The organism is Paenibacillus mesophilus (assembly GCF_005938385.1).
Lineage (GTDB): Bacteria > Bacillota > Bacilli > Paenibacillales > NBRC-103111 > Paenibacillus_AB > Paenibacillus_AB mesophilus.
In genome coordinates this window covers 87,354-100,145 of record NZ_VCRA01000006.1, presented here as the reverse complement: position 1 = coordinate 100,145, position 12,792 = coordinate 87,354, and the positions used below count along the sequence as shown (strand labels likewise).

Below are 12,792 nucleotides of genomic sequence, written 5' to 3'. Positions count from 1 at the left end.
CGGCACCCGGTCGAAATTATGAATCATACAGGGGGAATCCATCCATGGGGGATTCAAGAAGATCGAGAAGACGAACCCTTTTGTGCACGTTGCTGATCGCTGGCGGTTTACTGATCGCGAGCGGCTGCGGTCGCGAAGCGGACGGCGGCAAGACGCCGGCCGATGCGGCGGGAGCCCTTGCGGGAAGCGAGCCGGTCACCCTGACCTTGTTCGCGCATGGCGTTTTGCGGGATCAAGATTTTATCGATTATATGCAAGAGCCGGTGAAGAAAAAGTTTCCGAACGTCACGATCCGCAAGGTGGACGCGGACAAACAGGTGACGATGGCAAACCTGATCGCCGCAGGCGACATTCCCGATTTTATATGGATCGGTCTGACCAATCTTCAGCAGTTGACCGAGCTAAACGTTCCCAGCGGCCTGGAACCGCTCGTCTCCAAGCATAAATTCGATCTGGGGCGGCTTGATCCGCAAATGGTCAAAAGCATCCGGTCGTATACGAAAAACGGGGAACTGGCCTACCTGCCGTTCCGCTCCTACGCCTTCGGCTTGCATTACAATAAAAGCATCTTCGATAAGTTTGGGGTGGACTACCCGAGAAACGGCATGACCTGGGACGAGGTCATCGAGCTGGCGCGCAAGGTGACACGCACCGAAAACGGCGTCGCTTACCGCGGCTTGAATGCAGGGACCGCACTGAACCGGATGCAGTCCCAGCTGTCGCTGCCCTATGTGGACCCGAAAACGGACAAGGCGCTCGTTTCTTCGGATGACGGCTGGAGAAAGCTGTTTCAAACGTTTCAGGACATTTACGGCATACCCGGCAACTATCCGAGCGGGTCTACGTTCGGCGACGGCGCCAAGGCGTTTTTGGATACGAAAACATTGGCGATGTTCCCGCAGCTGCTCCTGCTGAACAATCTCGATTTGGCGAAGGCCGCGAGCGAAGGGTTCCAATGGGGGGTCGTCAGCTACCCGACGTTCAAAGACAAACCGGGCATCGGCCCCGGCATCTTTTCAGACGGCTTCGTCATCCCGTACGGCAGCAAGCATCCGGATCAGGCGTTCGAGGTGATGGCTTATCTGCTGTCGGATGAGATGCAGAAGATTTACTCCGAAAAGGGCAACATGTCTCCGTTAGTGAACCCGGATATCCATAAACGGCTGTATGCCGAGAGTCCGCTCAGCAAAGGGGTGGATATCACAGCGTTGCTGGCCGTCCGGTCTGCCGATCCGCACGAGAAGACGATTTACGACGAGAAGGGGAGAGTGATCGTCACCAAGCATCTAGAGGCGTATTTTACGGGGAAAGTCGATATGAACACCGCCCTGCGGATGGCGAACGACGAGATCAACAAAGCGGTGGTCGAGGCGAAAGCAGCGAAGCAATGACGGCAATCGGTGTTCCATAAATGAAAGCGGTTACTCGGTGAAAATAAAAAAAGCAGGTGATCCAATTGCCAGAGGAAGAAAAAGACGCGTTTCTTGAGCCGCAAGAGGAACATTCCCCTACTCCGAAGATCAGCAGAAGAAAGCTGCTGGCTGCCGTAGGCATGACCGGGGCCGCATTGGCGGCAACCGGCGCGTATGGGGTGGCGGACGGCAGGTCGGTTGGCGCCGCGGTATATGGATGGATGGGCGGACCCGGGATGCCGTTCCGTGCCGTGAAGGCGCTCGGTTCCGTAGCTGAGCTACCGGGCTTCGAAGGTGAATACGACGGGCGGCAGGCGCATGTTGTCGGCTATAATCCGGGAAAGGATGTCGGCGGCGGTCTTTTCTACTACGATGCCTCTCGTCCCAAGTCGGAGCATGACGGCGGAACGGTTATAAGCTGGACGGTTCCATGGGACGGCCAGCAGGCGACATTGGCGAATTTCTTAAGCGGCGCCGGAGAAACCGATCCGAACGGATACGGCTGCTGGGTGCGTCCCTTCGACGGGCGCGGCGTCTATGCGGAGTGGTTCGGAGTCGTCGGCGACAACGGCGACGAGACGGCCGGACTGCTTGCGGCCAAGCGGGTGGCGGAGGCAGAGCCCAACCGTTACTTGTATTTGCCGGCGCGCATCGTGACGGTCACGCTTAACGAACCGCTGTTGTTCGCGGTGCAGAGCTCCGGCTTGTTCGGAACGGGAGCCGATCCTTACATTTACTCCCCCAACGAGCGGAATGTATCCGGCCTGCGGATCAACGGCGGACCCGCCGGAGAAAACAACCGTGCAGCGGTCGTGTTCGACGGGTTGGGACAATGCGGCGGCAATTTCATTCTGATCCCGGGCGAGCAGAACAACTGGTATTGGCCGCTGGATACGTGCGTGTACTCGGGTGATTTTCACCGCATCCGGACAAAAAGGTTTGACGGCGGACATAGAGTGTATAACTCCGTTACCTACGGTCATGAAGCGAACAATAACAAGTTTGAAATGGTGGAATGTTATGCCATCAAAAAAGGTCTGCTGTTGGGGGTGAACCCCGTACCCGGAGCGAAGCAGGTTGCCTTTAACGAGAACACGTGGATCAGCTGCCGCTATCGCGGCAACGTGCATTGTTTGTACATGTACCGCAACAGCACGCCCAAAGCATACGGAAACGTATTCATCAATTGTATTTTCCAGGAAAGAGCGGCACCGCTTCAAGGGGATTTTGAAATGTTTAAGGCCGAAGGGGGCCATGTGGAAGGCGTAACGTTTATAAACGGCCGTTTCGAATGCGTGCAGGAAACAGGGCGGCAGCGTCCGGTGATCAATCTGAACGGGCTGTCCGGCCGATCGTTGTGCACGTTCATCGGGACCTACATTCATTCCACGATTGCGATCATCGACGATAACAACATTATGCGGACGCTGGGGACGGTGCAAAATCCGAACTGGACGGCCAAAGTGCTGGAAACGAACTCTTTGACGGCTCGCGGAACTTCGGAGATGGTCAACGCGCTTAATTCGAGCAACTCGATCCGCTGGACGGGCAAAGGCGACGTGCAAACGCCAACGCGCCATTGGGTAGAAACGCCGTATATCGCTAACGGATATACGAGCGCAGGGTACGGGGGCAAATACCGCAAAGGTTCGACGTGGTCGGAAAATGTGATCGAGTTTCTCTCCATGGGCGGGGTGCGCGAAACTAAAATGTGGGTGGACGGCGTACCGGTAACCCGCACGATGCTGTCGGGCTCGGACAAATTCCACGCGCCCGCGAGCGATGCGGACGTTCATCTCGGCGCGTCCTATGCGCGATGGTCTGATGTGTACGCCGCTAGCGGCGTCATCAACACTTCGGATCGGCACGAAAAACAGGACATTCAGCCGATCCCCGACACCGTTCTCGATGCGTGGGCCAGCGTGCAGTACCGGATGTTTCGTTTCAAGGGCGCCGTGGCGAAGAAGGGAGACGGGGCCCGCTTGCATATCGGACTCGTCGCCCAGGACATCGAGGAGGCTTTTCGCCGACGTGGACTGGATGCCTTCGCTTACGGCTTGTTATGCCGGGATGAGGTCATCGACGAGAAGAACGGCAACCTGCGGGAAATCTGGGGCATACGGCCCGACGAATGCCAGTTTCTCGAGTCCGCCTTGCAGCGCAGGGAATGGAATCGAAAGGTGAAACAGACGAGCGAATAATCCCGACAGCTCACTGTTGAAGGTGCGGAAGTTGATCAGCCAAGTAGGGTTTGCAACAGCGGTTCCTCGATCTTTATTCGGACGAGGAGCCTTTTTGATATCGGATTTTGGTAGTTAAACTGTAGATCAAACTTACGCTCCGAACCCCTACAGGGTGGACGAAAAGCATTCCAGGCCGAGAATCTGGAGTCTGGCGAGACGGTTGTTTATGCCTATCGGGATTTCCAGTACCGAACAAAGGTACTCGGGGTTAGCGAATAGCCGAGAAGTCCGGCGAATAGTCAGTTATACAATCGGTATGACTGTTAACCGATTTTGGCATAACCGAATTGACAGAATTGACATTGGTACGAATTCGTACTAAAATGAACACAACCATTTACTATGATTTCGTACTAAAAGGAGTATTGGCATGCAGCAACTTTACGAACTCTTCCTCAGGAGCGGTTTACGTCCGTTCGCTTTTATGTCTGATACGTTGCAGCTCGAACAAAAAGTGACGCGCTCGGATTTGTCAACTCTGGTTATTTTGCTCTTCAAGGGAGATTTGACGATGTCGGAACTAGCGTCAGTGATGGGGGCCCCTCTAAGTACGATGACCAGCATCGCAAAGCGGCTTGAACAAAAAGGTTACATCGCCAGGGCTGCATCTGCGCAAGATCAGCGTGTTAAACTCGTGACACTGACGCAGGAAGGACGTCGCCTTGCGAAAGAATCGGAACAAATCATGTTGGCGATTCTCGGAAGGCTGAAGGAGGCTTTGACTCCGGATGAAATGGAGCAATTCATGACTCTCCTGTTGAAGGCAGCCAAGGTTTTTCAAGACGTGGGTCCGATAAAGCCACAAGAAAAAAAGACCGTTCCGATGAAAATTATAATTGAAGAATGACCGGTTAGAACCGGATTCTTTTTTTACCTATTTATTACGAAATCGTACTAAAAGGAGCGAGCAAGCATGAGAATTATTATTTTCACGGGCAAAGGCGGCGTAGGCAAAACGAGTGTGGCGGCTGCGACGGCGGTGAAACTGGCGAAACGAGGAAAGCGGACGCTTGTTCTCAGCACCGATGCCGCGCATAGTTTGTCGGATTCTCTGGCCGTATCGATTGGACCGGAACCGGTCCGGATCGGCGAAAATTTGTGGGGACAGGAAGTGAACAGTCTCCGGGAAACGGAGCGCAATTGGGGAACGGTTCAAGGTTGGCTGACGAAACTGCTCGACAAAGCGCAGCTGAAAGATATAACGACCGATGAGATGCTGGTGTTTCCCGGCATGGAGGAGCTTTTCAGCTTATTGTTGATCAAGGAACACGCACAAAACGGAAATTACGATGTGTTAGTAGTGGATTGTGCTCCGACAGGAGAAACGCTGAGGCTCCTCAGCTACCCAAATGTATTGAATTGGTGGTTGGAAAAAATATTTCCGGCAGAACGCAAATTAATCAAGCTTGTTAGGCCGGTCGCCAAGCTTGTTAACAATATGGAGCTTCCTTCGGATGACGTGCTGAACAGCATCGAGCAGTTCGCGCGCGGATTGGAGGAAGTGCAGAGGGTCGTCCTTAACCCGGAGATCACGTCGGTGAGGATCGTGCTGAACCCCGAGAAGATGGTGCTTGCAGAATCGAAACGATCCTTCACCTATTTAAACTTGTTCGGGTTCAACACCGACGCGATCATCGTGAACCGGGTGCTGCCTGATGAGGCAGGAGATCGGTTTTTCTCGCATTGGCGGGATATTCAAAGAAAATATGAGGAAGAAGTCGTATCCAACTTCCGCCCCCTGACGATTTTGAAAGCGCCGATGATGCCTGAGGAAGTGATCGGCCTCACCGCCCTTGAACAATTTGCGGATATCCTGTACGAATCCCGGGATCCCTCGGACATGTTTTACCGCGGCAGAACGGAAATGATTCGGGAGGAGGACGGGGTCATGCTGCTGGAACTGATGATTCCATTTGTCGATAAGGAAGTTCTGGATTTAACGCAAGCAGGCGATGAATTGACAGTGGATGCGGGCGCCTATAAACGGAAGGTCATTTTGCCAAGATCTCTGATGGGTAGGCAGGTTGAAGGCGCAAGGTACGTGGAGGACCGGCTGGTTATCCGTTTCGGCAAACGGGATTTGCCGGACAGGGGGAAGGATCAATGAGAGATTCCGGAGGTGTTAATGTTGGAAACTTTGACTGCATTGGAACGGTTGTTCATTCACCTGAAGCGTCGACAGGCCAAAGAGCACGCAACAAACGCCATCAAGGAATGGTTGCTTGCTTCCCGGTCAGTGATCGACAGCGTCATTGATACGTTAGAGGAAAAGCAAGACAGCCAGACTGCCCGAAAAATTGAAATATCGAAAGATTAGCCGATACCTGCAAGGGAGAGGAGAGAATGGAAATGGTGAACAACAGGATCAATTACGCGTCAGACAAGATGGGCTTGCCGAGGTAACGCTGATCAACAAAGATATCGATAAGGGGGTAAGGTAACAATTAATTTGGTATGGACAGAACGTACCGAACGGTGAGGACGGCGTATCCGGCGTCACTCAGGATCCCGTCATGCCGGGGAAACAGGCGAGTGATTTGGGGAGCTAAAACCTTAAAAACCGCAAGAGTTGCGGACCGTGACGGTCGAAGTTCGAGGTAAAGGGTATATATACTCGTTCCATATGGTTGAAAAAACAAGAAGAGAGGTATTTTGAGATGAAGCAAAGCATACGGAGCAAACTGATAAAATATTTTTTATTAATGAGTGGTCTAAAACAACGTTATACAGACAAAGAGAAGTTTGCGAAATTCCTCGAGCAAAAAAGAACCGAGAATGCAAAACCATATATTTTGCCTAGAGGAATCGAACAAAAACTGGATATTACGATAGAACAATCGTATGGAAAGGATTGTTATATTTTACAAGGAAACAAACGAACCAATGAAAAATATATAATTTATTTACATGGTGGAGGTTATGTAAATCAGCCCCGGGGTGCACATTGGAAATTCATACGTAAAATAGCGGATCTAAGCAATGCTACCATGATCGTACCTGTCTATCCAAAAGTCCCTCATCACCAGTATCATGAATCATATGATCAAGTACTCCCCATTTATGAAAAGCTGTTAATGAAAACCTCTCCGCAAAATATTATATTTATGGGAGATTCGGCAGGCGGTGGATTTGCGTTAGCATTAGCTCAATTGTTAAAGGAAAAAGATCTACCGCAACCGCGTCGAATTATACTAATCTCTCCATGGTTAGATATCACATTGTCGAATCCAGATATTCAGAAATTCGAGAAGAATGATGCCGTGTTAGGTTCTTATGGACTCGCCATCCTCGGAAAACTATATGCTGGAGACACAGACCCGAATCACTATCTTTTAAGCCCAATAAACGGTGATATACAAGGCTTGGGGGAAATTTCCTTATTTATCGGAACTCATGAGCTGATGTTAGCTGATGCGCGAAAGCTTAGAGACCGAGCTAAAAAGGAAGGTGTCATGATCAATTATTACGAATATCCAAAAATGAACCATGTCTTTCCTGCGCTGCCGATTCCAGAAGCCAAAAAAGCAATCAGACAAATCATCGATTTGACCTCTTAAAAAAAGCGGAAGTATTTCACCACATATTTTGGGTCAGACCTCATCAATGTAGCAACTGCACTCGTCCACCGGTACATTCCTTTCGTTTTGTCGTAGATGTGACTTCAAGCCGTGAGAGAGCATGACCAGAATGTTGTGAGCGCGACACCTCAGTGTCACAAAATCCTGCTCGTCTGTGCAGTGATTCTGACATCTTTATTTATTTTTGTCATTGCGATTTCCATTTTGAAGGCATGGGGAGGAACCGATGCGTTCGCATGAAGCGCAACGACAAAGGAAAACGGTGAAGCCGTCAGGGTATGCCGCAGCGTCGGGTTCTTCGTCGGCACAATAAAGGATGAATTTGATCGAGACCGAGTCTACCGGAACCGATTGGGAAGGTGTATAGCGCGGCGGCGGTGGATGGCACCTTGAAAGAATTCATTCTTCGATCTACACGTATAGAAGGCATATTCTCGTCGTCAATATACGTCTTTTCCGAGGTTGTTGGCATTTTCATGTCGCTATCTAGGGTATTTTCAGGGTATTTTCATGTCGTTGTACTTTGTCGTCGCTGTAGTCCTCGTCGAAACGGTATTGACAATGTGGAATACGGCTTGTAAAGTGTTAAACAAACGTTTAATTCAAACAAATGTTTAATACAAAACGACAGAGGAGAATTCCAATGGGGAAAGCGTTAAAAGCTTTTTTGCAAAAAACGCCGACGAAGATCGGAATAGCGACCGCGATCATGTTCCAGCTCATATTCAGCGTCGTCTGGATGACCGGTTATGACGGGGTGTCCGACAATGCCGCGCATTTGAGAATCGCGATTGTAAACGAGGATGCCGGGCTCGGCAAGCAGATCAGCGAACAAGTCCGCAGCAATTTGCCGTTCCAGGTATCGGTGGAATCTACAATGGACGAAGCCCGGCAAAAGCTGAACGACCGGGACGTGCAGATGGTGATGCACATTCCCGCCGATTTCTCGAAGCGGCTGCAGACGCCGGGTCAGAAGAGCGAACTGCAATACTGGATCAACGAGTCCAACCCGGCTCTGATCAAAAGCATGATGTCGAGCGTAGCCGCTAGCGTCACGGCAACGGTAAACAAACAGGCTGTCGCGGCGGGCGCGCAGGCCGTCTTGACGCAGATGAACGTCCCGGCCGCGCAGGCTCAAGGCACAGCGGAAGCTTTGTCGGAGAAGGTGGCGTCCAGCATCCGTTCGACAAACCCCGTGACGGGTATGAACAATCAGATGGTGCCGATGATGCTCGTGCTTGCGTCTTTTGTCGGGTCGATGATTATGGGGATGAACTTCCAGCAAGCTTCCATCATGATCGGCGCGCAGGTCGGACGTTGGCACAAGTTCGCGGCGCGCGGCGTATTAAATGTCGCAGCGGCGATTGTTACCGCGTTGGTGGGTTCGTCATTCGTCATGCTGCTTGGCGGGCAATCGGCGCACGGCTTTATGGCGCTATGGGGATTCGAGACGCTCTGCCTGCTCGCCTTCATGTTCTTCTCGCAGCTGTTCCTGCTTCTGTTCGGCAATGCGGGGATGCTGCTGAACATTATCATGCTCTCCGCCCAGCTCGTATCGTCCGGGGCTATGGTGCCGCGTGAGCTGCTGTCGGACTTTTACTACGGCTTAAGCCGTTACTTGCCCGCTACTTATGCGGTGGAAGGCAATATGAACCTGCTGTTCGGCGGACCCGGCATCGGCGGGGCGGCTTTGGGACTTGTGTCGGTCATGCTGTCCTCCATAGCGATCGGTCTGATTATAACCGCACTGCGTAAAGAGAAAGCGGCTCCTGCGGTCGTTGCGTCCGGCGTTCCTTCGGTTGCGAATTAAGCGGGAAAAAGCCATAATGTGTTTAGTGGCACGAGAGGAACGATCGCTTGAAGGACGACTTACGACGAGGGGATGCGCATGTCTGCAACGGATCTCGATGTGAAGATGAAAATTTTGCTGGCTGCCAAAAAACTGTTTGCGAAGCAGGGGTTCGACGGCACGTCGGTACGTCAAATATGCGATGAGGCGGGGGCCAACGTGGCTCTCGTCTCCTACCATTTCGGCGGCAAGGACAACGTGTTCGTCGAGTTGTTCAAATCGTTTTTTCCGGGGAACCGTATGGAGGTGTACGAGCCGTTCTTCCACGACCCCATTATCGGCATCAAGAAGCTGATCGAGGAGGTAACCCGCTTCCGGCTGAGCGATCCGGAGCTCGTCATGATTATTCAGCAGGAAATTTTCAAGCATTCCGCGCGGGTCGAGACAATCCAGCAAACGATTTTTCCGGTATGGCTGAAAGTGCGCGAGCTGCTCGAAAAAGGAAGACAAACCGGCGTCTTTCAATTCCGCTCGCTCGACAATACGATGTTTTTCGTAATGGGGACGCTGCTGTTCCATAAAAATACGGACTACTTTTTGCCCATTTTGAGCGACGGCGTTCCGACCTTCGAGAACATGTACCGCGATGCGGCGGTATTTATTTTGCGGGGGCTCGGCGTCCCGGACAAGGCGGAGGATTATTTATGAATGACGTGATCGGGCTGCTCCAGAGGCATCGGTCCATACGCAAATTCAAACCCGACGAGGTTCCGGAGGAAGCGCTTGAAGCGATTATCCGCTCCGCGCAGATGGCGTCCACCTCGAGCAATGTACAAGCCTATAGCGTCATCGCCGTGACGAATCCGGACACGAAACGGGCGTTATCCGTCGTCGCAGGCAATCAGCTGCATGTCGAGCAGTGCCCCGTGCTGTTAGTGTGGTGCGCCGATTTAAGCCGGGACCGTCTCGCTTGCGAGCGGGAGGGCGTAGAGATGGTGTCGGGCACGATGGAAAACTTCATCGTAGCTACAGTAGACGTCGCGCTAGCCGCGCAAAATGCCGCCATCGCCGCGGAGTCGCTCGGCCTCGGCATCGTCTATATCGGCGGAATCCGCAACAATTTGCGCGAAGCGACCCGGCTGTTGAACGTGCCGAAGCTCGTATACCCGGTATTCGGCATGTGCCTCGGTTATCCGGAGCAGGAGTCGAGCTTGCGGCCCCGTCTGCCTTTACGAGCGGCGCTGCATCGCGAGACATATGAGCAGGCGGCGCAAGCCGAGGCGATCGCCGAGTACGACCGAACGACGCGGGATTATTATATCGAGCGGACAAAAGGGAAGCGGGATACGACCTGGTCGAAGGAAATGGCCGACAAGTTCAAGCGTCCCGCTCGTACGTATATGCGCGAATATTTGGAAGAGCAGGGGTTTCGGTTCGATTGACGGCGAGCCGGATCGGGTCGTCGACGACTGACGGAAGCCTGAGTTCCGCTATCGTTTCGGAATGAGCGGAAAAATGAGCTTAGAGGAACGATTGTTTCCGTTATCTTCGTTTTTTGGGGCTATCTTGGGCGATTTTGCTGAAATAGAGGAACCGGTTGTTCCGTTTCACCCCATTCTCCAACGGATAGACGCTAATAACGGAACAAATCCTTCCGGACATGGAAGGGTTGTGCGGTCGCTTGACAACTTGCTCCAGTATATGTTATTTTTTGGAATATGAACAATCGCGGAAGCACCGCCATTATGCTGCGTTCGAAGGAACGCGGGTAATGGCGGTTTTTGTTTTTAAGTACAAATTGGGATGTGGGAAATTGTGGACGGATAACCAACGATTATGTGATACTACTAATGAACGATTCCGTTACGAAAAGGGGAATGAATGATGTGGAGAAAAATAGCGGCGCCGCTAGTCGCGGGAGCAGTACTGCTGTCCTTTGCTGTCAATGCGGAGCCGAATCCGTTTCCGGATAGCTCGGGGCATTGGGCGAAGGAAGCGATCGAAAGGGCAGTCGGGAAAGGATACGTCGACGGGTACGAGGACCGGACGTTCCGTCCCGATCTATCGGTTACGCGTGCGGAGTTCGTGAAAATGGCTGTTACCGCATTAAAGCTGCCGGTCAGCGCCGGGACAACCGGGGGAGAGTGGTACCTCCCTTACGTCAACGCCGCCGTCAACGCCGGCATCCACCGCTGGAGCGATTTCAACAACGGCGACTGGAGCACGCCGATTACGCGCCAAGAGATGGCCCGGATGGTCGTAAGAGCGACGGATAAGGAGCTGCAGAAGGCGGATGCAAGCAAATCCGACGGCGAATTGATGTATCTCGCCGCGAAGGCTGGCTTGATTCAAGGGTTGGACGGCGGCGAGCTCGGGGTGGAGAAAGCGACGACACGGGCACAGTCGGTGACGGTTATCGAGCGGATCTTGACCGTTAATGGCGGCGGTAAGTTGGAAGTGGATAAGTATGCGGTGAACCGGGCGGAGTTGGCTTGGCATAAAACGAATATATTTACGGTTATGCCGGATTTCTTTAAGAGAATTTCAAGAGGCTATCCGTGGGACCCGGACAATTTGTTTGTAGAGACACCGGATGGATACCGGGGCGAGCTGGATGCTTTAATTGCAATTAACTTGGACGATCCGAATGATCCAAATCGGTATTTACTCGGAGATATGAGTACATTAAAGTGGCATAACACCAGTTTGGGCAAGGGGCAGTTGGTAAGCGAGCTAGAAAATGTGTACGTACTATATTTCAAGGGACGGGAGATATATAACAATAATCCACAAGTATACCGAAGTGCGGACTATGTCCCGTATACCATGAGTGGTTTTATCCATAACGAAGAAAATTTTCAAAACGGGGAGATGACCAGTATTGCCCGTATTTTTCAAAATAAATATTTGGATATTCCTGCTTTCGTTATCTCGAAACATGCACAAGTACGAGATGGTTTTTATGTTAAAATTCACGCTCCAGCGCTGGCGGGCAATAAACTCTATGATAAAACGCTTATAGTTTCAATTATGGAATAGAGGCGTACAGATGAGGCTTAGACATAAAAAATGGTGGGTGGGCACAGCGATCGTTTTGTTGTGCGTGCTCATTGCCACTGTATTACTTGAACCGGTTACTTCAAAGTCAGCATTCGCAGAAACGGTGACTTTGAAGTACGACGTTGCGGAAAGTCAGTGGAATCCGGATAAAAAGTACATTGGCCATAAAACTTTGACGACGAATAATCTTTTGGGCAAGGCCGGTTATACGATTAAGGAAGCGAAACTATACAATGAGGGAACGCTTTTTAAAAGTTTAGACGATGCTATAGGGCAAACGAGTTACACCGTACAAGAAACACTTACGGGCAAAGATGTCCCGGTCTACTCGAATGAAAATCAAACGGCCCAAGGTTACTACGCATGGTATCGATATTCAAAAGCCGATGGACGGGATCTATGGTATGCCAACTTTGAACGGCTGGGTCCGAGCTACAATTCCTACGGGGATCAGCGCTCCTGTTATGCGGTGGAAAAAGATGAGTTTGGCATGTCCAAATATCCGGCATTGGACTCCGGAACCAGTCAGGAATGTTACGACATAAATTTGGCGTTGGTCGGTAGTTTGGAGAATCGATTTAATACAGACAAATTGGGAGACGGTTCGTGGGTAGAGAAACATGCGGTTGATCGTGCAAGAGCTTCGGGGACTGCCTTGAATGATACAATTACCTTGATCCCAGGGCCGGAGCCGGAGCTAATAGACCCCG

10 protein-coding genes are annotated in these 12,792 nt (G+C 51.7%); all 10 read left to right on the top strand.

Annotated elements, in window-relative coordinates:
* Window positions 1-44 precede the first annotated feature (44 nt).
* The 10 genes from FE783_RS12985 to FE783_RS12940 all read left to right on the top strand — a co-directional run bounded on the left by FE783_RS12985 (window position 45) and on the right by FE783_RS12940 (window position 12,061).
* The gene (locus tag FE783_RS12985; protein ID WP_138879796.1) at window positions 45-1,391 is read left to right on the top strand and encodes an ABC transporter substrate-binding protein; all 1,347 of its coding nucleotides are present in this window, start codon (window positions 45-47) and stop codon (window positions 1,389-1,391) included.
* Window positions 1,392-1,456: 65 nt separating this feature from the next.
* A complete protein-coding gene (locus FE783_RS12980; RefSeq protein WP_138879795.1) occupies window positions 1,457-3,613 on the top strand; it encodes a tail fiber domain-containing protein in 2,157 nt (718 codons plus the stop codon).
* Between the two features lie 412 nt (window positions 3,614-4,025).
* Window positions 4,026-4,502 carry a MarR family winged helix-turn-helix transcriptional regulator gene (locus tag FE783_RS12975; RefSeq protein ID WP_138879794.1) on the top strand — a complete coding sequence of 159 codons (477 nt, stop codon included), beginning with the start codon at window positions 4,026-4,028 and terminating at the stop codon, window positions 4,500-4,502.
* A gap of 66 nt (window positions 4,503-4,568) precedes the next feature.
* Window positions 4,569-5,762 (top strand): ArsA family ATPase, encoded by a 1,194-nt coding sequence (locus FE783_RS12970; RefSeq protein WP_138879793.1) that lies wholly within the window; start codon window positions 4,569-4,571, stop codon window positions 5,760-5,762.
* An 18-nt stretch (window positions 5,763-5,780) separates the two neighbouring features.
* On the top strand, window positions 5,781-5,972 hold the full coding sequence (locus FE783_RS12965; protein ID WP_138879792.1) for a hypothetical protein: 192 nt from the start codon (window positions 5,781-5,783) through the stop codon (window positions 5,970-5,972).
* 340 nt (window positions 5,973-6,312) lie between these two features.
* The gene (locus FE783_RS12960; RefSeq protein ID WP_138879791.1) at window positions 6,313-7,212 is read left to right on the top strand and encodes an alpha/beta hydrolase fold domain-containing protein; all 900 of its coding nucleotides are present in this window, start codon (window positions 6,313-6,315) and stop codon (window positions 7,210-7,212) included.
* A 664-nt stretch (window positions 7,213-7,876) separates the two neighbouring features.
* Window positions 7,877-9,043: a YhgE/Pip domain-containing protein gene (locus FE783_RS12955; RefSeq protein ID WP_138879790.1), complete on the top strand. Its 1,167-nt coding sequence runs from the start codon at window positions 7,877-7,879 to the stop codon at window positions 9,041-9,043.
* A 78-nt stretch (window positions 9,044-9,121) separates the two neighbouring features.
* Entirely contained in the window at window positions 9,122-9,730 is a 609-nt protein-coding gene (locus FE783_RS12950) for a TetR family transcriptional regulator (RefSeq protein WP_138879789.1), read from the top strand.
* Window positions 9,727-10,464: an oxygen-insensitive NADPH nitroreductase gene (nfsA, locus tag FE783_RS12945; protein ID WP_138879788.1), complete on the top strand. Its 738-nt coding sequence runs from the start codon at window positions 9,727-9,729 to the stop codon at window positions 10,462-10,464. The genes FE783_RS12950 and nfsA overlap by 4 nt, the downstream gene beginning before the upstream one ends.
* A gap of 442 nt (window positions 10,465-10,906) precedes the next feature.
* The gene (locus tag FE783_RS12940; RefSeq protein ID WP_158301776.1) at window positions 10,907-12,061 is read left to right on the top strand and encodes an S-layer homology domain-containing protein; all 1,155 of its coding nucleotides are present in this window, start codon (window positions 10,907-10,909) and stop codon (window positions 12,059-12,061) included.
* Window positions 12,062-12,792: the final 731 nt, after the last annotated feature.